At 65.3% G+C, this 21,504-nt stretch carries 22 protein-coding genes; 18 read left to right on the top strand and 4 right to left on the bottom strand.

Annotated elements, in window-relative coordinates:
* Positions 1–332 precede the first annotated feature (332 nt).
* From ACSQ86_RS34525 to ACSQ86_RS34515, 3 genes are all read left to right on the top strand, one after another.
* The gene (locus ACSQ86_RS34525; RefSeq protein ID WP_436310693.1) at positions 333–1,202 is read left to right on the top strand and encodes a WD40/YVTN/BNR-like repeat-containing protein; all 870 of its coding nucleotides are present in this window, start codon (positions 333–335) and stop codon (positions 1,200–1,202) included.
* Positions 1,203–1,209: 7 nt separating this feature from the next.
* Positions 1,210–3,642, top strand: a complete 2,433-nt coding sequence (locus ACSQ86_RS34520) for an efflux RND transporter permease subunit (RefSeq protein ID WP_436310692.1) — start codon at positions 1,210–1,212, stop codon at positions 3,640–3,642.
* Positions 3,643–3,840: 198 nt separating this feature from the next.
* Positions 3,841–4,170 carry a hypothetical protein gene (locus tag ACSQ86_RS34515; protein ID WP_436306742.1) on the top strand — a complete coding sequence of 110 codons (330 nt, stop codon included), beginning with the start codon at positions 3,841–3,843 and terminating at the stop codon, positions 4,168–4,170.
* Positions 4,171–4,316: 146 nt separating this feature from the next.
* Here the strand turns inward: ACSQ86_RS34515 and ACSQ86_RS34510 are convergent, their stop codons facing one another.
* The 4 genes from ACSQ86_RS34510 to ACSQ86_RS34495 all read right to left on the bottom strand — a co-directional run bounded on the left by ACSQ86_RS34510 (position 4,317) and on the right by ACSQ86_RS34495 (position 7,311).
* Positions 4,317–4,451: a TetR/AcrR family transcriptional regulator gene (locus ACSQ86_RS34510; RefSeq protein WP_436310691.1), complete on the bottom strand. Its 135-nt coding sequence runs from the start codon at positions 4,449–4,451 to the stop codon at positions 4,317–4,319.
* A 246-nt stretch (positions 4,452–4,697) separates the two neighbouring features.
* Positions 4,698–5,201: a cupin domain-containing protein gene (locus ACSQ86_RS34505; RefSeq protein ID WP_436310690.1), complete on the bottom strand. Its 504-nt coding sequence runs from the start codon at positions 5,199–5,201 to the stop codon at positions 4,698–4,700.
* 114 nt (positions 5,202–5,315) lie between these two features.
* Positions 5,316–6,302 carry a fumarylacetoacetate hydrolase family protein gene (locus tag ACSQ86_RS34500; protein WP_436306745.1) on the bottom strand — a complete coding sequence of 329 codons (987 nt, stop codon included), beginning with the start codon at positions 6,300–6,302 and terminating at the stop codon, positions 5,316–5,318.
* A 10-nt stretch (positions 6,303–6,312) separates the two neighbouring features.
* Positions 6,313–7,311, bottom strand: a complete 999-nt coding sequence (locus ACSQ86_RS34495) for a fumarylacetoacetate hydrolase family protein (protein ID WP_436310689.1) — start codon at positions 7,309–7,311, stop codon at positions 6,313–6,315.
* A 234-nt stretch (positions 7,312–7,545) separates the two neighbouring features.
* Here ACSQ86_RS34495 and ACSQ86_RS34490 point away from each other — a divergent pair, with 234 nt between their 5' ends.
* From ACSQ86_RS34490 to ACSQ86_RS34420, 15 genes are all read left to right on the top strand, one after another.
* Positions 7,546–8,430: a 3-keto-5-aminohexanoate cleavage protein gene (locus tag ACSQ86_RS34490; RefSeq protein WP_436310688.1), complete on the top strand. Its 885-nt coding sequence runs from the start codon at positions 7,546–7,548 to the stop codon at positions 8,428–8,430.
* Between the two features lie 18 nt (positions 8,431–8,448).
* Positions 8,449–8,916, top strand: a complete 468-nt coding sequence (locus tag ACSQ86_RS34485; protein ID WP_436310687.1) for a PaaI family thioesterase — start codon at positions 8,449–8,451, stop codon at positions 8,914–8,916.
* A gap of 474 nt (positions 8,917–9,390) precedes the next feature.
* Positions 9,391–10,575, top strand: a complete 1,185-nt coding sequence (locus ACSQ86_RS34480; protein WP_436310686.1) for an ABC transporter substrate-binding protein — start codon at positions 9,391–9,393, stop codon at positions 10,573–10,575.
* Positions 10,576–10,597: 22 nt separating this feature from the next.
* Entirely contained in the window at positions 10,598–11,455 is an 858-nt protein-coding gene (locus ACSQ86_RS34475) for a branched-chain amino acid ABC transporter permease (RefSeq protein ID WP_436297306.1), read from the top strand.
* Positions 11,452–12,447 (top strand): branched-chain amino acid ABC transporter permease, encoded by a 996-nt coding sequence (locus ACSQ86_RS34470; protein WP_436310685.1) that lies wholly within the window; start codon positions 11,452–11,454, stop codon positions 12,445–12,447. Before ACSQ86_RS34475 ends, ACSQ86_RS34470 begins: the two co-directional genes overlap by 4 nt.
* Positions 12,444–13,193: an ABC transporter ATP-binding protein gene (locus ACSQ86_RS34465; protein ID WP_436306750.1), complete on the top strand. Its 750-nt coding sequence runs from the start codon at positions 12,444–12,446 to the stop codon at positions 13,191–13,193. The genes ACSQ86_RS34470 and ACSQ86_RS34465 overlap by 4 nt, the downstream gene beginning before the upstream one ends.
* Positions 13,193–13,903: an ABC transporter ATP-binding protein gene (locus ACSQ86_RS34460; protein ID WP_436307738.1), complete on the top strand. Its 711-nt coding sequence runs from the start codon at positions 13,193–13,195 to the stop codon at positions 13,901–13,903. The genes ACSQ86_RS34465 and ACSQ86_RS34460 overlap by 1 nt, the downstream gene beginning before the upstream one ends.
* Before the next feature lie 19 nt (positions 13,904–13,922).
* Positions 13,923–15,131, top strand: a complete 1,209-nt coding sequence (locus tag ACSQ86_RS34455) for a cytochrome P450 (RefSeq protein WP_436306751.1) — start codon at positions 13,923–13,925, stop codon at positions 15,129–15,131.
* A 34-nt stretch (positions 15,132–15,165) separates the two neighbouring features.
* On the top strand, positions 15,166–15,489 hold the full coding sequence (locus tag ACSQ86_RS34450) for a 2Fe-2S iron-sulfur cluster-binding protein (protein WP_436310684.1): 324 nt from the start codon (positions 15,166–15,168) through the stop codon (positions 15,487–15,489).
* Complete coding sequence (locus ACSQ86_RS34445) at positions 15,486–16,076, top strand: MarR family winged helix-turn-helix transcriptional regulator (RefSeq protein ID WP_436306753.1); 591 nt, start codon at positions 15,486–15,488, stop codon at positions 16,074–16,076. Before ACSQ86_RS34450 ends, ACSQ86_RS34445 begins: the two co-directional genes overlap by 4 nt.
* Before the next feature lie 52 nt (positions 16,077–16,128).
* Entirely contained in the window at positions 16,129–17,238 is a 1,110-nt protein-coding gene (locus ACSQ86_RS34440; protein ID WP_436306754.1) for an S-(hydroxymethyl)glutathione dehydrogenase/class III alcohol dehydrogenase, read from the top strand.
* A 13-nt stretch (positions 17,239–17,251) separates the two neighbouring features.
* A complete protein-coding gene (locus ACSQ86_RS34435; RefSeq protein ID WP_436297299.1) occupies positions 17,252–18,466 on the top strand; it encodes an NAD(P)/FAD-dependent oxidoreductase in 1,215 nt (404 codons plus the stop codon).
* Between the two features lie 14 nt (positions 18,467–18,480).
* Complete coding sequence (locus tag ACSQ86_RS34430; RefSeq protein WP_436306755.1) at positions 18,481–19,344, top strand: helix-turn-helix transcriptional regulator; 864 nt, start codon at positions 18,481–18,483, stop codon at positions 19,342–19,344.
* A gap of 43 nt (positions 19,345–19,387) precedes the next feature.
* Positions 19,388–20,365, top strand: coding sequence for a Bug family tripartite tricarboxylate transporter substrate binding protein (locus ACSQ86_RS34425; RefSeq protein WP_436297297.1), 978 nt, complete (start codon positions 19,388–19,390; stop codon positions 20,363–20,365).
* 20 nt (positions 20,366–20,385) lie between these two features.
* Positions 20,386–21,453 carry a Rieske 2Fe-2S domain-containing protein gene (locus ACSQ86_RS34420; protein ID WP_436297296.1) on the top strand — a complete coding sequence of 356 codons (1,068 nt, stop codon included), beginning with the start codon at positions 20,386–20,388 and terminating at the stop codon, positions 21,451–21,453.
* Positions 21,454–21,504 lie beyond the last annotated feature (51 nt).

The raw sequence follows: 21,504 nt of genomic DNA, 5'->3' as shown, positions 1-21,504 counted from the left end.
GCGCATGGGACGTCGATGGTCGCCCTTCGAAAGCCGCTCTGCAAAACAATGGAGAAGTTGAAATTGAGCCCCCGACTAGGCACCGCGCTGCAAATGGCGTGCGAGCAAGGCGATCCCCTGCCGGAAGAACGCTCGCGCATGAACGAGGTTGCGACATGAAGCGACGTACGCTTCTTTTGTCGCTGGCAACATGCGGAAGTGCCTGGTCGGCCCCTGTGAGTCCGGCCCTGGATCGACGAGCGGTGACGGTTCGGGCCCCCTCTCGCGCGGTATTGCTGGGGGCAGCGCTCGCGGGCGAGCGCTTTGTGGCAGTGGGCGAGAGGGGCCTTGCCGTGGTTTCGGACGACGGCTGCCGCACGTGGCGCCAGGCGCAGGTGCCGGTCAGCGTGTCGCTGACTGCCGTCGCTTTCGCCGATGAACGACATGGCTACGCAACGGGCCATGGTGGCACCGTCCTCCGCACAACTGACGGCGGTCTGACCTGGGCGCGCCAGCTGGACGGACGTGCGATCGCCACGATGATGCAGGAATCCGCCATGCGCGGAGGAGACGCGGCCCAGCGCAAGGCGGCGGACCGAATGGTGGCCGACGGCCCCGACAAGCCATTGCTGGATCTCGTCGTGTCCAGCCCGTCGGAGGTGTTCGTCGTGGGCGCTTTCGGCATGGCACTGGCCACCGCTGATGGCGGCAACACATGGGCGGTGCGCTCAGGCCTGTTGGACAATCCGAAAGACTTGCATCTCTACGCTGTACGACGCCGCGCCCAGGTCATCGCGATCGCCGGTGAGCAGGGCCTCTTCCTGCGCTCCGACGACGGAGGTCATAGCTTCCGCAAGCTAACCCTGCCCTACCAAGGCAGCTTCTTCACCCTCGAACTGCCCTCCGAAAGGGACATCATCACGGCAGGCATGCGCGGGAATGTTTGGCGCTCCGCCGACGCGGGCAGCAGCTGGCAGCAGCTTTCATCGCCTTCCCCGGCCGCCATCATTGCCTCCACCTTGCGCCAGGACGGCAGCTTCGTCCTAGCGAGTCAGGCGGGCCAGTTGCTCTCCAGCACGGGCGCATCTCTCGAGGTGCTGAAGACTCCCTCACTGCCGCCGCTCACGGGCGTGCTGCCCCTTCCCGGCAAAGCACTTCTCGCGCTGAGCGTCGAGGGAGTGCATCTTCTGCCTCCCGTGGTCGCCCTCAAAAACACCAACTGATCCCTCCATGCATCCTTCGGCAGACAGCGCACCCGATTCGGGGTCGCAATTGAACCCGGCTTCCGGCTCATTTCTCGAGCGCGCGATCTTCAATCACCGCGGCATCATCGTGCTCCTGTGCGCGCTCGTCACCCTCGTGCTCGGCTGGCAGGCCACGCGGCTGCAACTCAATGCGAGTTTCGAAAAGACGATCCCGGTCCATCATCCGTACGTCCAGAACTATCTCAAGCACCAGGCGGACCTGAGCGGCCTCGGCAATGCCGTGCGGATCGCGGTGGCGAACCCCAAGGGCACGATCTACGAGGCCACGTACCTCGATGCGCTGCGCCGCTTAAGCGACGAAGTGTTCCTCGTCCCCGGCGTGGCACGCAACCAGATGAAGTCGCTGTGGACGCCCACAACACGATGGATTGGTGTCACGGAGGAAGGGCTGGAAGGCGGACCGGTGATTCCCGACGGCTACGACGGCTCGGCGAAAAGCTTCGCGCAGTTGCAGGCCAATATCGCACGGTCCGGCGAGATCGGCCAGTTGGTGGCCTTGGACGCTCGCTCCAGCGTCATCTACGTTCCCTTGCTGGCGAAAGACCCCGAGGGGCGTCCTACCGACTACGCCCGACTAGCCAACAGGCTCGAGGAGCTGCGCGAGAAGTACGAGGCGCAGGGTGTCACCATCCATGTGACCGGCTTCGCCAAGATTGTCGGCGATCTGATCGAGGGCGTGCGCTCCGTGCTGCTGTTCTTCGGCTTCGCCGTTGTGATCGCGGCAGGCATGGTGTTCTGGTTTACGCGATGCGTCCGTTCGACCGCGCTCGTGCTGGTCGCATCCCTGACTGCCGTAGTGTGGGAGATTGGACTCCTGCCAACGCTCGGGTTCGCGCTCGACCCATACTCGATCCTCGTGCCCTTCCTCGTCTTCGCGATCGGCATGAGCCATGGCGCGCAGAAGATGAACGGCATCATGCAGGATGTCGGCCGGGGCATGGACAAGCTCGTCGCCGCACGGCTCACTTTCCGACGCCTCTTCCTCGCGGGGTTGACGGCGCTGCTGGCCGACGTCGTCGGCTTCGCCGTGCTGCTGGTGATTGACATTCAGGCCATCCGCGAACTGGCCGTCGCAGCCAGCCTGGGGGTCGGCGCCCTGATCTTCACGAACCTGATCTTGCTGCCGGTGCTTCTGAGCTACACCGGCGTCAGCGCAAAGGCGGCACAACGCAGCCTGAAGTCGCAGCAAGTCGGTACGGCCAAACACCCCGTCTGGACCGCACTCGACCTGTTTACGCAGAAGCGGTACGCCACTCTGGCGCTGATTGCGGCCATGATCATGGCCGGGGCAGGGTTTCTTGCAAGTACGCAGCTGAAGATCGGCGATCTCGACCCGGGCGCCCCGGAGCTGCGCCCGGACAGCCGCTACAACCGGGATGCCGCCTTCATGAATGCTGCCTATGGCGCATCGAGCGACGTCCTCGCCGTCATGGTAAGGACGCCGGACGGCCAGTGTTCCGCGTACGAGACCCTTAACAAGATCGACGCGCTGGAATGGGAGTTGCGCCAGCTGGAAAGCGTCGAAAGCACTAACACGCTCTCACTGCTGAATAGGCGCGTACTCACCGGTTTGAATGAGGGGAATCCGAAGTGGTTCGAATTCCTCCCCAACCAGGACATGCTGAACACGGTGACGGCGGGCGCCCCGCGGGGACTCTACAACGACGCGTGCAACCTGCTGACGATATACGTGTTCCTCAAGGACCACCGTGCCGACACGCTGACGCGCGTGCGGGAGCACGTGGAAGCTTTCGCCCGGGAGAACGACACGCCTGACGTGCGCTTCCTGCTGGCCGCAGGCAATGCCGGCATCGAGGCCACTACCAACATCGTGGTCAAGGATGCGTGGCGACAGATGCTCTTGCTCGTCTACGGCGCTGTCATCCTCCTGTGCTTCGTCACATTCCGCTCCTGGCGAGCGGTGGTGGTTGCTGTTCTGCCCCTGGCGCTCACCTCCATCCTGGCAGAAGCCTTGATGGTGGCGCTGGGCATGGGCATCAAGGTGGCCACCCTGCCCGTCATCGCCCTGGGCGTCGGCATCGGCGTCGACTACGCGCTGTACATCCTCTCGGTGACGCTCGCGCAGCTGCGCGAAGGCAAGTCGTTGTCAGAGGCTTACTACAAGGCTCTGCTCTTCACCGGCAAAGTCGTGATGCTCACCGGGTTGACCCTCGCACTGGGCGTCGTGACGTGGATGGCGAGTCCGATCAAGTTCCAAGCCGATATGGGCGTGCTCCTCGCGTTCATGTTTCTTTGGAACATGCTCGGCGCCTTGGTGCTTCTGCCGGCTCTCGCGTGCTTCCTCCTGCCTGCGGCCGTTGCTCGCAATGGCACTGACGCCGCGCGAAAGCATTACGCGGGGCCGACCGCCGTGACGCGCGACCTGCTGAAGGTATGACGCGATGTCGTTTCCGTCCCCTCCTTCGTTTAAGGCCGCTTAGCGCTGCTGCCGCAGCCGCGGCAGCAACTCACGGGTTCAGGCAGGGCCGACTCCCGAATCGCGCCATCGGCGCCCGGTTCGTGAGGCCCTCTACGCCGGACGGCTACACACTGCTCATGGCGCCCATGACGTCCAACGCCATGTCAGAGAAGACGTTTGGCGCCGAAGCTGCTGGATACGAGGTCGCAAAGGATGTTTAAGCCGGCGGCCGCCGTCGGCAAACTCCCGCTGGTCATGCTCGTTTCAAAGCAAAGCGGCATTGGCGCCTATGCGGACCTGGACGCGCGGGCCAAACAACATGATCCACCGAGCACATCGTCGCCGAATGGTTCGGGCAGCAGGCGGGGATTGATCTTCTACGTGTTCCCTACAAGGGGTCCGCGCCCGCGATTGACCGATCTGTGCTCCGGCGAGATCCAGATCATGGTGACCACGTCGCCGACTGCCCTGATCGACCCCGGCACAGGCTGCATCGCTGCGATCTGAGTGTCCAGCCCGCAGCGGTTGGCCATCCCGCCGGACGTGCCGACCCTTGCAGAGGAAGGTCTGCCGCAGTTCGTTGCGGCATCGGTGTGTGCCGTGTTGGCCGAAGGGAACGCCTGACGATGCGATCGCGGCCTTGAACTCAGCGCTCAATGAAGCTTCGAGTTCCACCACCGGTAGATGGTGGCTTTGCCTACTCCCGCCTCGCGCGCGATCGACTCGATCGAGATCTGCTGCAGGGGTGTCGTCTCCAGCAGCTTCAGCGCCGCATCGAGGAGGGCCACGCGCGCGATGCGTCGCTGCGCACCCGCCCGGGCGAGCGCGGGCGCAGTGCGCCTGGACCCGTGCCCACAGCAAGTCTTGCCGTGGTCGATGCAGAAGAACGGGCGCGAGCCTTGGCTGCGGCCCCCTTGGAAGAACTGTCGGTAGGCAAGGAAATCCCGATGCTAGCAAGACGGATCCAGTATCCGAGCCCCCATGCGCACACCTGTTCCACCCGCGCCGGGGCGAGCTCAGGTCTTGGCGCCAGGCTACAGGTCCAGCAGCACAAAGGCCATGCGGCAAGGCTTGCCGGAGCGGTTCGACCAGCTGTGGTTGGTCGCCCGCTGGATCAGGATGTCGCCGGGGCGCATGAGCGTCTCGCCCTCATCCATCAGCGCATAGATCTCGCCCTCCAGCACGATCGCGTAGTCCAGGGACTGTGTCTTGTGGAACCAGAAATGCCGGGCTTCGCCCTTGTCGCGCACCCCGTGCTCGTCCAGGAACCGCGCCAGCTGCGACACGTCGTAGTTCTCGTCGGGCGGAAAGTCGACCACGCGCAGCAGCGAGCCATCCTTCGAGTGGAAGCCGAACGCATGACCTGCAGGAGCGGGATCGGCACCGGACGCAGCTGCCTCGCCCGTCGCCCAGAGCACCTGGGCCAACGGTGTGGCCGAATCGGTGGTGTGGTTCGGGGCCGGTCCGTCCGACACGAACACGGACTTGCCGTGCTCGTTCTCGCCAGTGACGATGCGGCGCACCGATCGCGGACGCACCGGGGTCTTTCCACGTTGTTCTTGGATAGTTGCTTCAGTATTCACGCCGGGGACCTTCCTGGTTGGTATATTTCGAGTCGTTCCGTATTCCATTGTGCGCGATCAGCCTCGCCGCTACTGCACACACGCATTGCGCTGCTTGCCCAGGCCCTCGATTTCCGAGTCGATGACATCGCCTTCCCGAAGGAAGCGGTTGTAGTGCGTGCCATTCCCCGCGGGCGATCCGGTCGCAATGAGATCGCCAGGCCAGAGCTGCACATGCGCCGTGATGTATTCGATCTGCCGTGCCACGTCGAACAGCATATCGGCCGTGGATTCGTCTTGCATCGTCTGGCCGTTCAGCTTCAAGGTGATCTGCAGCTTTTGCGGATCCGGCACAAAGCACGCGGGCACCAGGGTGGGACCGAAAGGCATGAAGCTCGGCGGAGACTTCGATCTCAGCCAGTCGGTGCCCAGCATCTTGTAGTCCGTGCGAGCGATAAGATCCCGCGCCGACACATCGTTCACGATCGAGTACCCGGCGACGTAGTCAAGCGCCTCTTCGCGGCGCACCTTACGGGCCGGCCGACCCATGATGACGGCGAGTTCCAGTTCCCAATCCGGCTTCTGCGTGGTGGCAGGGAGCACGAGGGGATCGAAGGCGCCCGTGATGGCCGAAGGCAGCTTCGGGAAGACGTAGGGCTCTCCCTGTGCCGCCCGCTCGTCCATCATGTCTTCGGCCCACTTCCGCAGGGCCGCGCCCTTCAGGCCCTCCGGCCCGACACCCATGTCGAGTGTGAGGTCGACGACGTGTTTGCGATAGTTGGCCCCCGTGCAAAGCACCTGTCGCGGCAGGTCCACGGGGGCATGGACCTGCAGGCTGGACATGGGCACGCTCGATTCGTGCCGGGCAGAAAGTTGCTCCGCCATGGCGCGCAGCACAGCCAGGTTTCGGTCCCAGTCCTGCAGGAGGTCGAAGACGGATGCGCCTTCCGACCACCGCGCGCCGAAGCGCGCCGCCTGCGCATGCAGCGAACGCAGAGGAAGCACATGTTCGCCGAAGCACAAGGCAGCGAATCGTTCGCCGCCGTCCTGCGAGAAGGTTCCCAGAGAGAATTTCACGTCTGTCTTCCTACATGAAAGGCTTGCGCGGGGTCGGCCACCATGTGCCCTCCTCACGCTGGCCCATGCGGTTGCGCAGCACGCCGACGCCCGCCACCTCCAGCTCCACGACATCGTCAGGGTTGAGGCTGCGCCCCAGCTCCAAGGCCGATCCATTGCCCATGGTGCCTGAGCCGATCACGTCGCCCGGCTGCACGTGGTCGCCCAAAGACACGTAGGCGATCAGCTCCTCGACGCTCCAGAGCATCTCCGAGGTGTCGCCCTCGCCCCAGGTCTCGCCGTTCACCCGCACGGCCATGCGGATCTGATCCAGCCGCGGGAACTCGTCGATCGTCGTGATCCACGGCCCGATGCCATAGGCGAAGTCCTTGCTCTTCGTCGGCCCCATGCCGATCGCAAATTCATTGGCCTGCAGGTCACGGGCCGAGAAATCATTGAAGATCGTTACACCGAAGAGATGGGAGCGGGCGGTGTCGGGAGTGATGTTGTGGGCGACTCGCCCGATCACCCAGCCGATCTCCAACTCATAGTCCATCTTCTCGGCGCGCGCCGGCCACGGCACCTCGGCGTCGTGACCGATCACCGTCCAGGGCGAACCCTTGAAGTAACCCGGGACCTGCAGCAACGCAGGCGCGGGCGTCAACTTCATTCGTTCATGAAACTGCCGGATGTGCTTCACGAAAGTGAGACCGTCGCGCACGATCGACGGGTCGCAGGCGGGTGCCCAATGCAGCCCTTCGAAGGGCAGCGACGCATCGTCTCCGTGGCGGGTTGCCGCCTCGTTCGCAGTCTCGAGGAACTCCTCTCCGAGCGCGATGGCCGCCGACATGCTTTCGGGGAAAACGACCGAGGCGTATCGCAGCGCAGCCTCGCGGCTCGCCCCGCGCGACTGTTGTCGCACAACCTCTGCCGCACGCAGATCGATGACGCGGGATTGCTCGGGCAGCACCATGCAGATGCGCTGAACCGGACCGTCAAGACCCTGAACCACAAACCTTCCGAGCTTCATTGATACTCCAATACAAAGATAGTTGCGATACTGTACGTCTCGGTTCTATTTCAATCAAATAAGTGCTTACCCCTAATCCTTAGAGGCAGAAGAAGCGTCGCTTTCGATTGACGCAGCCCCCGGCAGTCACCTAGTATACGCTGCGAGACGAATCGTATTGTAATTAATGGGGGCTTTGCTGCATTGCGCGATACCGCTCCAACTGGTCCTTGTCACCTTATTCCAACCCCTACCATGAGCAAGCGCCTTCCCGTCATCATTTCCTGCGCCCTGACCGGAGCGGGGGACACCCGAGCGAAGAATCCCGCCGTCCCTGCCTCGCCTCGTGAGATCGCGGACCAGGCCATCGCCGCCGCACGTGCCGGCGCATCCATCGTCCACATCCATGTGCGAGATCCCGAGACCGGCAAGTCCTCGACGAAGTTCGCATACTATGAGGAGGTCGTGCAGCACATCCGCGCCTCCCGCTGCGACGTCCTGATCAATCTCACGACCGGTCCGGGCGCCATGCTGACGGTGCCTACCGATGCGCCGTTCCGGGTCGTCTCCATCCCGGATGCCGAGCTCATGACGCCGCACGAACGGGTTGCGCATGTGGTGAAGCTGAAGCCCGACATCTGCAGCCTTGACGTCGCGACCATGAACTTCGGCGAAGCCGCCTTCGTGAATCCGGCGAACCACCTGCGCGAGATGGCCGCGGAGATTGCCGCCTGCGGCGTCACAATGGAGCTCGAGGTCTTTGACTTCGGTCATGTACGACTGGCGAGTCACCTCATCGCCACCGGTGCCATCCCGAAGAGCGCCTATTTCCAGCTGTGCATGTCGGTGCCCTGGGGCGCGCCAGCCACGCCTGCAGTGGTGGACGAGATGCAGCGCCTGTTGCCAACAGGCGCGCACTGGAGCGCGTTCGGCATTGGCCCCGACCAGTTCCCGATGGTCGCCATCGCGGCGGTGCTCGGCGGGCACGTGCGGGTGGGTCTCGAGGACAACCTGTATCTCTCGCCAGGCCAGCTCGCGCGCGACAACGCTGAGCTCGTCACCAAGGCGGCCAGGATCATCGAAGACCTCGGCTACGAGGTCGCCACCCCCGAACACGCCCGGGCCACGCTGCTGGCCTGAGTCTCAGAGCGACAGCAGATGTCGGAACGTTTGTTGGAAGGGGACAACCCGACCCGGGCTTACGTGGCAGAGGCGGTGTCTTCCGGCCGCCGTAACGTCCCCCTCGAGGTCAATCCTGCACTGGCGAGCCTGTCGGCCCTGCTTGTTGAGAGCCGCGACGGCGAACTTGTCATCCGCTTCACCGCGCCGCGAACTGCGACGCAGGGAAACGGCGTCGTGGGCGGGGGAACCTTGGCAAGCATGCTGGACATCGGCATGGCGATGGCGGTCCTGTCACGGCTGAAACCAGGCTACACATGCTCCACCATCAGCTTGACGGTGAACATGCAGAGCGCTGGGCAGGAAGGCCATTACATTGCCGTAGCGGGGGTGGATAGAGTCGGTCGGCAGGTCGCCTTCGCGCACGCGAAACTTTATGACGCGGAGCGCTCCCGCCTGATAGCGAACGCGACCTCTTCGCTCGCCGTCATTCCCGTGCGACCGTGAGGTCGTGCATCACGGGTCGAGCCGCGTTGAGCCGACACCGAAGCTGCATGCTGGAGCAAGGCCGACTGGGGGATGCCCGGCTCTTGAGCAGGCGGTTGTGCTGGCGCATGACCCGGCGCCGCTCTCCCTCGCATGACGATAGGCCAGCCGGTCCGGATCGGCATAGAGCGCGGCGCGCCGCCGATCGCGGTCGGCCGTGCTCTCGTCGCGCCGCAGGCGCACGAATTGGTTCAAACGCGCGGGTCGGTGGTGTCACGATGCTGGAGATCGCCGGGGGCCTCTCTCTCATTCGGGCTTGAAGCCCTCTTTCATGACGATCCGACCCTACTTTGCGAAGTCGGGCTCGGGAAAACCATGCATTTGGTTGATCGCCCTGTTGGTTGACATACCAACTATCTGCTCGGAGACTCCGTCTGGTCGTCACGTCGCTTCGAAGGTCAGTGACGGTCCATTCCACAAGACAGGAGACAAGGCATGAGCAAGACCACACGGCGTTGCGCGGCGGCATGGTGCGCGGCGTTGGCACTCGGCGGGACAGCGCTGCCGGCGCTGGCGCAATCCGCCATCAAGGTGGGCATCGTTGGCCCGTTCTCCGGGCCCTTCGCCCACTACGGCACGCTGTTCAAGACGGGCGCTCAGGCCTATGTGGATGCCCAAGGCGGCAAGTTGGACGGCCGGTCCATCGAGTTCATCTACCGTGATACGGGCGGCCCCAACCCGGGCCTGACCAAGAGCCTGGTTCAGGAGCTCATCGTCAAGGACAAGGTGGACTACCTCGGCGGCTTCGTGTTCACGCCGAACGCGATGGCAGTGGCGCCGCTGATCCAGCAGTCGCAAACGCCCACGGTCATCTTCAACGCCGCCACTTCGGCCATAACGGAGAAGTCCGACTACTTCATCCGTACCTCCTACACGCTCTGGCAGGTGACGGTGCCCCTGGCCAGATGGGCGGCTGGGCAGGGACTCAAGAAGGTGGTCACCGCCGTGACCGACTTCGCCCCCGGACTGGACGGAGAAGCAGCCTTCAAGGCCGAGTTCACCCGCCAGGGCGGAACGGTGGTGGAGAGCATTCGCATGCCGATCGCCACCACCGACTTCGCACCCTTTGTTCAGCGGATCAAGGCCAGCGGCGCGCAGGCGGTCTACACCTTCCTGCCGGGTGGGCCACCGAACCTGGGCTTCGTGAAGGCCTACAACGAGAACGGGCTTGCGAAGGCCGGCGTTCAGTTCCTCGGGACAGCAGAGACAGACGAGTTCGATCTGCAGAAGTTCGGCGATGCTGCGCTGGGCCTGACCACCGCCTTCCACTACTCTGGCACGCACGATTCGCCGGCCAACCAGAAGTTCGTCGCCGCCCTCAAGGCCGCCGATGCGCAGGCAGTCCCCAACTACGCCTCGGTGGGTGCATGGGACGGCATGCACGTGATACACAAGATGATCGAAGCCACGGGCGGCCGCAGGGATGGCCCCAAGGCGCTTGCCGCCGCCAAGACACTTCAATGGGACAGTCCGCGCGGTCCGGTGAGCATCGATCCAAAGACACGCCATATCGTGCAGAACGTGTATCTGCGCAAGGTTGAAAAAGCAGGCGGCATGCTGGTCAACCGCGAACTGCAGAGCTTTGGCCCGCAGCCCGACTTCGGCCTCGAGACCAAGTAGCGAAGCAACCCGGAGGCTTCGAGTGAGCACGATCCTGAACGTCGGCATTGACGGTGTGGCCTACGGCATGGTGCTGTTCGTCATCGCCGTGGGCATGTCCGTCACGCTGGGGCTGATGCGTTTTGTCAATCTCGCGCACGGCGCCTTCGCGATGGTGGGTGGCTATGCGGCGGCATGGCTCACGCGCGACGTGGGCTGGAGCTTTTGGCTGGCTCTGCCGCTGGCCGTGCTGGCCGCCGGCGCCTTGGGAGCGCTGCTGGAGATGCTGGTGCTGCGCCACCTGTATCGCCGCAAGGAATTGGACCAGGTACTGTTCACCATCGGACTGACCTTCTTCCTGATCGCCGCCACCAATGCCATCGCCGGCCCGCAGGTACAGCTCATCGCGCTGCCGCCACTGCTTGCGCAACCGGTGGATCTGGGCTTTCGCACCCTGCCAGCACAGCGGCTGTTGGTCATCGCTGCGGGCTTGGCCGTCGCCGGCGGGGCCACCTACACCGTGCTGCGCACTCGCTTTGGGGTGTGGCTGCGCGCAGCGGTGGACCATGCGGAGACCTCCGCAACGTTGGGGATCCCGATTCGCCGCGTGCAGTGCCTGAGTTTCGCCGCCGGCGCGGCGCTGGCGGGCCTGGGAGGAATTCTCGGCGCGGAGTTGATGCCTTTGGAGCCCTACTACGCGCTCAAGTACCTGGTGCTTGTGCTGGTGGTAGTCGCCGTGGGAGGCATGGGCAGCATCGCCGGCACGTTGGCTGCAGCCCTGGTTCTGGGAACAGTGGAGACGGCCAGCAAGTACTGGGCTTCCGACTGGGGCAGCCTGTTCTTCTTCCTTGCCATGGCGCTGCTGCTTGCCTGGCGTCCCAGTGGGCTGCTGAAGCGATGACCCCGAACACCTTGCGCACCGCGCCCGCCTGGCGTGCTCCCCTGGTCGTGCTGATCCTGGGCGTGGGAGTCGGGCTGCTGCTGCCCGAGCAGTTGGGCCTGATCGTGCGCATCGCCGTCATGGCGCTGCTGGTTGTCTCCCTTGACCTGGTCGTGGGCGTGGCCGGCCTCGCCACGCTGGGTCATGCGGCTCTGTATGGCGCTGGCGGATACGCGGCCGCGCTGTTTGCGCTCCATGTGCAGGCCGATCCTCTGCTGGGACTGCTGGTGGGCGTCGCGGCCGGAGCAGCGGTAGCGCTGGTATCAGGCGCCTTGCTGCTACGCTACCAAGGCTTCACTTTCCTGATGCTCACCGTGGCCTTCGCCCAGATCCTGCTGGCGCTGGCGCAGAAGTGGCGCGACTGGACGGGTGGCGACGACGGGCTGTCGGGCTTCTCGATGGCGCCGTTGCTCGGCTTGTTCGCCTTCGACCTGGAAGGACGTACTGCGGCTTTCTACGCCATCGCGGTGCTCGCGCTGGGGCTGTACCTCGCGCAGCGACTGGTCGCCTCGCCCTTCGGCCTGTCGGTGCGCGGCATCCATGAGAGCCGGGCTCGCATGGCAGCTCTGGGCACGCCGGTTCGCACGCGGCTGCTCGCCATCTACACCGCGGCCGGCGCCCTGGCCGGCGCCGCGGGCGCCCTGGCAGCACAGACCAACGCCATCATCGGGCTGGACAGCCTGGGCTTCGGCCTCTCCGCCGAGATCCTGGTCATGCTGGTGCTGGGCGGCGCGGGGCGCTTGCATGGCGCACTGGTCGGCGCGCTCATCTTCACGCTGCTGCATCACACGGCCGCTTCCATCAATCCCTACCACTGGCTGTTCGCGGTGGGACTGGCCCTGATGGCAGTGGTGCTGGTGCCGCCTCGCGTGCTGTGGCTGCGGCTGCGCGCGCGCCTGGGCGCTGCCGGACGTCGTGCTCCGCTCGCCTCATCGCAAGAGGTTCTGCCATGACGCCGCTGCTGCAGGTCGAATCACTGGAAAAGCATTTCGGCGGGCTGCACGTCACGCGCGGCGTCTCGCTGACCATCGCGCCGGGAGAACGCATCGCGCTGATTGGACCCAACGGCGCGGGCAAGACCACGCTGGTCAACCTGATCAGCGGCGTCATTGCCCCTTCCGCCGGGCGCGTGCGCCTCGCCGGGGAGGATGTCACGTCGCAAAGTCAGGCGCGACGCGTGCGCTCCGGGCTCGTGCGTACGTTCCAGATCACCACATTGGCGCCGCACCTTCCGGTGCAGCGGCAGGTGGAGCTCGCGCTGTTCGAGCGCGAGGGCCTGGCCCACCGTGCATGGCGCCCGGTCGAAGCCTATCCAGCGCTGGCCGGCGAGGCGCGCGCCATATTGGCCACCTTCGGCTTGGCGAACCATGCAACCGTGCCGACCGGCCAGCTGGCATACGGCGAGCAGCGGTTGGTGGAGATGGCACTCGCGCTGGCCCTGCGCCCCCGTGTGCTCTTGCTGGACGAGCCCATGGCCGGCGTGCCACGAGACGACGGCCACCGGCTGCTGGCAGCACTGGATGCGCTGCCGCCAGAGCTGGGCGTACTCATCATCGAGCACGACATGGACCTCGTCTTCCGATTCGCACACCGCATCGTGGTGCTGGCCGAAGGGGCTGTGCTGGCCGCAGGGACACCCGAACAAATCCGAGGCGACGCCCGAGTGCGCGCCGCCTACCTGGGGCAGGGACTGCCATGATCACTCCCCTGCTGCAGTTCGACCAAGTGGTCGCGGGCTACGGGCCGACCACCATCCTCGACCGGCTGAGCTTCACCGTCCAGCCCGGCGAGCGATTGGCCATGATCGGCCGCAACGGTGTAGGCAAGAGCACCACTCTGCGGGCCATCATGGGCCTGGCGCGGCTGTCTTCCGGTCGTATCGTGTTCGATGGTGAGGACACGAGCGGCCTGGCGCCACACCAGCGCGCGCAGCGCGGGCTAGGCTACGTGCCGCAAACGCGCGACATCTTTCCCTCGCTGAGCGTGGAGGAAAACCTGCTGGCGGGCCTGAAGCAACGACCGCGCGCCGCGCTGGCCGAAGCCTACGCGCTCTTCCCGCGCCTGGCCGAGCGCCGTCACAACGGCGGGGCGCAGCTCTCGGGTGGCGAGCAGCAGATGCTCTCCGTCGCCCGCACCCTGCTCGGGCGGCCCCGCTTGCTCCTGCTGGATGAACCCTTGGAAGGCCTGGCGCCCATCATCCGCCAGGAATTGCTCGCGGCCTTTGGCCGGCTGGCAGGCGAATCCAGCGTCACCGTGCTCATCGTGGAGCAGCAGGTGAGCGAGGTGCTGGCCTATGCCGACCGCGCCCTCATCCTGGACCACGGCCACGTGGTGCACGAAGCACCCGCCGCGGACTTGCGCGCGGACCAAGCCACCTTGGAGCGCCATGTGGGCATGGCAGTCCATTGAACGTGAAGGAGCCCCCGACATGACGACCCTCAGTTCCGAACTCGACATCCCGGTCCTCGACATCGACCCCTATGCGTCGGCGAACCTGATCGACCCGTATCCGATGCACGAACGCCTGCGCGAGGCCGGGCCGGTCGTGCGCCTGGCACCGTATCCCTCGGTGGTGGCGTGTGCGCGCCACGACGAAGTGCGAGCCGTGCTCAATGACCACGCCACCTTCATCTCGGGCGCCGGCGTCGGCTTGACCAACTTCAACAAGGAGACGCCCTTCCGGCCTCGCAGCCTGATCCTGGAGGCCGACCCGCCGCTGCATACACAGACGCGCACCGTGCTCTCGCGCATCCTGAGTCCCAAGACGGTGATGCAGATCCGCGATCGCTTCGCCCAGGAGGCCGAGGCCCTGGTCGAGCGATGCGTCGCCAAGGGCGAGATCGATGGCATCCACGATCTGGCGCAGGTCTATCCGCTCAAGGTGTTCCCCGACGCGGTGGGCGTGGAGGAAGCCGGGCGCGAGAACCTCCTGCTTTATGGCGACATGATCTTCAATTCGATGGGACCACGCAACGAACTGCTGGCCAAGAGCGCCGAGCGCGTCGTCGCGGTAACCGACTGGATCATGGCCCACTGCCAGCGCGATCACCTTCGTCCGGGCGGCTTTGGCGACCAGATCTATCAGGCAGCCGACGCTGGCGAGATCTCTCACGAACAGGCGCCGATGCTGGTGCGCTCCTTCCTCTCGGCGGGGGTGGACACGACCATCAACGGCATCGGCAACGCCGTGTTCGCGCTGGCACACCATCCGGCCGAATACGCGAAACTGCATGCCGATCGGCAGCTTGCCCGCCCCGCCTTCGAAGAGGCGCTGCGGTGGGAATCCACTGCGCAAACTTTCTTCCGTACGGCCTCGCGCGACTGCGAGATGGCCGGTGTTGCGTTGGCGGCCGACACCAAGGTGCTGTGCATGCTCGCCTCGGCCAACCGGGACCCGCGCAAGTGGCCTGAGCCGGATCGGTACGACGTCGGTCGCCGACCGACCGGCCACATGGCCTTCGGCTCGGGCATCCACGGCTGCGTGGGGCAAGTCATCGCACGGCTGGAAGGCGAGGTGGTGCTGCAGGCACTCGCGCGCCGCGTCAAGGCGATCGAGATCACCGGCGCGCACACCCGCCGGCTCAACAACACGTTGCGCGCGCTGGACACGCTGCCGCTGCGGCTTATCCCTGTCTGAGAGCGTACTGACGCAGGCATTCGAAGGAGACACCATGCCCACGATCCGATTCATCCTGGCCGATGGCAGCGAGCGCGATGTTCAGGCGCCAGTCGGCCACACCGCGATGCAGGTTGCCACGGGTGCCGGCCTGTCCGGCATCATCGCCGAGTGCGGCGGCTCGGCCATGTGCGCCACCTGCCATGTGTATGTCGACGACGCCTGGACGGCCCGGCTGCCCGAGGCGCTTTCCAACGAGCGGGAGATGCTCGAATGCACCGCCGCCGAGCGTCGGGCGAACAGTCGATTGTCCTGTCAGATCCGGCTGGACGACGCACTGGACGGGCTCGTGCTGCATCTGCCCGAGGCGCAGCAATGACCCCCGCTGCGCTCGGCGCGACATGGGCCACACTGACGCGCATGCCTTCTACTCGCACGAGCTCCACCCGGTACGTTTCCATCGACCTGGAACGCTACGTTCCGGCCTTCTTCACCTGGATCGCCAACAAGCTCTCGCGCGGCGCCTCGCAGCATTACCTGCGCAGCTTCGGCGTCGGCATCGAGACCTGGCGCTGCCTGGTGCTGCTGGCGATCGAACCCACGATCTCTGCCAACAAGGTGTGTCGCATCATCGGGATGGACAAGGCCTCCGTGAGCCGCTGTTTTTCCGGCATGGAGGCGCGGGGCCTGATTCGCATCGCACCGGATCCCGCGGACGGCCGTGCGCGCGTGGCCACCCTCACCGAGGAAGGCCGGGCGCTGCATGACCAGATCATCGGCGTGGCGCTGGAACGTGAACGCGCCTTGCTCTCCGTACTCAGCAGTGAGGAACGCGAAGTGCTGATCGCCCTGCTGCGCCGACTGCACGAGAACTTGCCTGAGGTCGAAGCTGCCACCGACCGCTATGTGGCGCGCATGCAAGCGCCGGTCAAGCGCAGGGTGCGACCTCAGGCCGGCAGGGCCTGAGCGTTCTCGCGAGGCACTCCATCGTCTTTTTTTCATTCCCAGGAGCCATCCCATGAGATCCCGAGCCGCCGTTGCCTTTGAAGCCGGCAAGCCCCTGCAGATCGTCGAGATCGACGTCGCGCCGCCGAAGAAGGGCGAAGTGCTGGTGAAGATCACCCACACCGGCGTGTGCCACACCGATGCCTTCACGCTCTCGGGCGACGACCCGGAAGGCCTGTTCCCCGCCGTGCTGGGCCACGAAGGCGCCGGCATCGTGGTCGAGGTCGGCGAAGGCGTCACCAGCGTCAAGCCGGGCGATCACGTCATCCCGCTCTACACCGCCGAATGCGGTGAATGCCTGTTCTGCAAATCGGGCAAGACGAACCTGTGCGTCGCGGTGCGCGCCACCCAGGGCAAGGGCGTGATGCCCGACGGCACCACGCGCTTCAGTTACAACGGGCAGCCGGTCTATCACTACATGGGCTGCTCCACCTTCAGCGAGTACACGGTGGTGGCCGAGGTCTCGCTCGCGAAGATCAGCCCCGACGCCAATCCCGAACAGGTCTGCCTGCTGGGCTGCGGCGTGACCACCGGCCTGGGCGCGGTGAAGAACACTGCCAAGGTGCAGGAGGGCGACACGGTCGCGGTCTTCGGCCTCGGCGGCATCGGCCTGGCCGTGCTCCAGGGCGCCAAGCTGGCCAAGGCCGGCCGCATCATCGCGATCGACACCAACCCGTCGAAGTTCGAGCTTGCCAGGACCTTCGGCGCCAGCGACTGCGTGAACCCCAAGGACCACGACAAGCCCATCCAGCAGGTGATCGTCGAGATGACTGGCTGGGGCGTGGATCACAGCTTCGAGTGCATCGGCAATGTGCAGGTGATGCGCGCGGCGCTGGAGTGCGCGCACCGCGGCTGGGGCCAATCGGTCGTCATCGGCGTTGCCGGCGCGGGACAGGAGATCTCCACCCGCCCCTTCCAGCTCGTGACCGGCCGCCGGTGGCTGGGGACTGCCTTCGGCGGTGTGAAGGGCCGCAGCCAGTTGCCTGGCATGGTGGAGGACGCGATGGCCGGACGAATCCAGCTCGCACCCTTCGTCACGCACACGATGCCGCTCACCGGCATCAACGATGCCTTCGATCTGATGCACCAGGGCAAGTCGATTCGCGCGGTCGTCCACTACTGAATCCTGAACTAACATGGAACGCGACATCGTGGTCATTGGCGGCGGCCATGCGGCGGCGCAGTTCTGCGCCGGCATGGCCGAGGCCGGACAGGGCGCGCGGGTGCATCTGGTGTGCGAGGAGCCGGACCTGCCCTACCAGCGCCCGCCGCTATCCAAGAGCTTCCTCAAGCGACCAGACGAGGCAGCCCAGTCCATTCGCGGCGAAGCCTGGTACCCCGAAGCGGGCATTGAGCTCCACCTCGGTACGGCCGCTGAAGCGATCGATCGGGAGGCGCGTGTTGTGCGCCTGGCCGGCGGCCGCAGCCTGCCTTACGGCGTGGTCGTTCTGGCCACCGGCACGCGTGCGCGCGTGCTGCCGGGCCTGCCCAGCGGGCTCAGCAACGTAGTGCTGTTGCGCACCGCCGCTGATGCCCGCGCGCTGCGCACGCATTTGGGCGAGGCCCGGCAGGTGGTGGTGCTGGGGGGCGGATTCATCGGTCTGGAGATCGCCGCCACCGCGCAGGCCCTGGGCCGCCAGGTGACCGTGCTGGAGGCCGCGCCGCGCCTGCTCTCGCGCTCGCTGTCGCCGGAGATGGCCGAGCATGTGCTGCTCAGCCATCGCGCCGCGGGCGTGGACATCCGCCTGGGCGAGAAGGTGAGCGACTTCGAGGTTGCTCAGGCGAGATTGCGGGCGATCCATCTGGGCGCGCAGCGGGTGCCGCTGGACCTGCTGATCATCGGCATTGGCGCCAGGCCCGAAACCACGCTGGCGCAGGCGGCAGGCCTGGACTGCCGAGATGGCGTCGTGGTCGATGCGTTCATGCGCAGCAGCGACGCGCGCATCCTGGCGATAGGAGATTGCGCGCGCTTCCCGCTGTCGGGACAAGGGAGCGATCGCCGACTGGAGTCGGTACAGAATGCGCACGACCAGGCACGCACCGCGGTGGCCACGGTGCTTGATCGGCCAGCGCCGTATGCAGCGCTTCCTTGGTTCTGGTCTGAACAGGGCAGCATGCGCCTGCAGATGGCGGGCTGCATGCCCGCGCAGTCGGTGCGGCACCTGCGTCCTGGCGCGCGGGGGGACGCATTCTCCATCCTGCACTACACACCGCAGGGGCGACTGGCCTGTGTGGAGAGCGTGAACGCGCCCCAGGACCACATGGCGGCGCGCAAGTTGCTCGAGGCAGGACATTCACCGGCACCGGCGGCCGCCTGCAACCCGGCGACGGCACTCAAGACATTCACATAGGTCGGAGCCGCCACATGGCAAAGCACTGGGCGCGAGTCGGTATCGACGAAGACAGCACGGTGCCGTCCGCGGCGATGATTGCCCTCCTCGACCAACTTCGCGCCGGGCCGCCCGCGCTTGCTGCATTGCGATTCATCGCGCATCTGGTGCCGGTGGAGTACATCTCGCTGGTGGAGTACGCGGGCGGCGGCGCGCCAAGGCAGCTCGAAGGGCATGCGCGGAGTTCACAAGTCCAGGACACCACGGCGCGTTGCTTTTCGCTGTACCGGTTCGCCTTCTTCCGTGAAGACGAGGTCACCGCGTTGGCCGGCGAACTGGCTTCTATGAGCGAGAAAGCGCCTAGAGTGGACATGTTCCACTACCGCCAGCGCGACATTCCCAACCGGGACTGGCGCAACGAGATCTTCGTGCGCGAACGATTGGCCGGACGGGTGAGCCTGGTCTTCGCAGGGGCTGACCATCGAGCCTACGCGCTCAACCTGTACAGGCACACAGCGGCCGGCGAATTCGAATCCGATGAACTCGCTCGCCTGCGCACGGTGGCGCCGATCGTGAGGGCTGTGCTGCAGCCGCGGCTGGATTCGAAGTCCCGGACTTCGGATGCGAATCGCGTGGCGATGGCGTCCATCCGCCTGGGGCAGCAGTCGGACAGACTTTCGAAACGCGAACTGGAAGTCGCGGCGCGCATTGCGGCGGGCCTCAGCACGGACGGCATCGCCCAGGATCTGGGCATTGCCACCTCGACGGTGCTCACGCTGAGAAAGCGCGCCTATGCCAAGCTGAACGTCCACAGTCGGATGACTTTGGCGTGGGGGCTTGATATAGGGGATTCCCCGTCCCAATCGCTGGGTACAGACGCGCGCAGTGACGACGCCTAGAGTTCCGGGACGCCGCCCTCCGACGGCAAGAGGAGACATCCCCATGGACCGCCGCACGATGAACCAGATGCTCGCCGCCGCCGCCCTGGCGCCACTGGCCGCAAGCGCCCAGCCGAGCTTTCCTACACGCCCTATACGCATCGTCGTGGCCTATCCTGCAGGTGGGGCCTCGGACTTCATCGCCCGCATGGTGGGTGACCGCCTGTCCAAGACACTCGGCCAGCCCGTCGTGGTGGACAACCGCACCGGCGCATCGGGTGCGCTGGGTGTGTCCGAAGTGGCGAAGGCACCGCCCGACGGCTACACGCTCGGCGTGACCCTCGGCGATTCGCTGATCAACAACGTGGCGTTGTTCAAGGCGCTTCCATACGACCCCCAGCGCGACTTGGCTCTGATGACGCAGGCGGTGTTCAGTCCCGCACTCATCAGCGCCAACACGGATCTGCCGGTCAAGAACATCGCCGAACTGCGCCAATACGCTGCGCAGCACAAGGGGCAGCTGAGCTACGGTTCGTGGGGGATAGGCAGCCTCGGTCACATTGCCGGCGAGGCCTTGAGTCAGCGCCTGGGTGCGAACATGGTTCATATTCCCCAGCGCGGCGAAGGCCCCGTGCTGCAGGATCTGTTGTCCAAGACGATCAGCCTCGGCCTGAGCTCGGCCGGTCTGGCCAAGCAGCACGTACTCGCGGGAAAGATCACGCCCCTAGCCATTCTGGGACGGGAGCGTTCGAAGGCACTTCCCGGCGTCCCTACCTTGCGGGAACAGGGAATCGACGATCCGATCTTCGATGCAGCGGTATGGATCTGCTTCATCGCCCCAGGCAAGACGCCGCAGCCGGTGCTGCAAAAGCTCATTCAAGAGATCCGGACCATCCTGGCCTTGCCGGATGTGGATGCCGCCGTCGTCGATCGCGGCCTGGAAGTGATGGCCACCACGCCGGTGCAATTCCGCACCAGCTATCGCGGCGAGTTCGACATCATCACGCGCCGCATCCGAGAGATCGGCATCGAGCCGCAATAAGACCCAAAGGAGAAGCGAGCGTGTTTATCCGCAACCTCTGGTATGTGATCGCTTGGTCCCACGAAGTAGGCGCCGACGCGCTGTTCACGCGCACGGTGCTGAGCGAGCCCATTCTTCTGATGCGCAAGCAGGATGGCAGCCTCAGCGCTCTTCAGGACCGTTGCTGCCATCGCCTGCTGCCATTGTCGCGCGGTGCCCGCGAGGGCGACGCGGTGCGCTGCGGCTACCACGGGCTGAAGTTCGATTGCGGCGGCCAGTGCGTCGAAGTCCCCGGGATGGAGCGGGTGCCCTCGTACCTGAAAATCAAGAGCTACCCGGTGGTCGAGAAGAACCGTTGGATCTTCGTTTGGATGGGTGACCCGGAGCGCGCAGACGAGGCGCTGTTGCCGGACAACTTCGCCAACGACGATCCGCAATGGTGCAACAAGCCGGGCTACATGCACTACGAGGTCCCCTACCTGCTGATATGCGACAACCTGCTGGATTTCTCGCATCTGAGCTACGTGCACGCCAACACCCTCGGGGGCTCTCCGGAGATCGCGCGATCGCGGCAGAAGATCGATCGGGTCTTCGTTCCAGACGGCCGCCAGGTCGGGTTGAAGGTGACGCGCCGGGTCAGCGATGTGCCGCCCTCACCCTACTGGAAGAGTTTTCGCGATGGCCTGCGAGACGAAATGTACGAGCGGTGGTTCGACTATGACTTCGTGTTGCCCGGAACGCTGTTGATGGACTCGGGTGGACGTCCCATCGCGGCACCCGACGACGAAGCCCGCACCGTCCGGCTGCTGAGTTGCCAGACCCTCACGCCGGAGACCGAGACCAGCACCCACTACTTCTTCCAACAGTCCTGCCAGAGCGCAGACTTTGAACGCGCGCCAGAGACAGTCGACCGCATGTATGCCACCCTTGTTCGGGCCTTCCATGAGGATCAGGACACCATCACGGCGCAATATCGGGCGTTGCAGGCAACACCGGGAATGAAGATGCATGCCGTGCCGCCGTTCGATGGCGCGCTTGGGCATTTTCGTGGGCTGGTGGAGCAATGGGTAGCGGCAGAATCTTCGGCAAGTCTCAGCCAAGGCCAGTGATCGTGCGCTGGCTGCGGACGACGTCTACGTTCGCCTTCTGGAGTCACTGGG

It is taken from the genome of Variovorax sp. LjRoot130, from assembly GCF_964253755.1.
GTDB lineage: Bacteria > Pseudomonadota > Gammaproteobacteria > Burkholderiales > Burkholderiaceae_C > Variovorax.
This window is presented reverse-complemented; position numbering and strand designations above follow the sequence as displayed.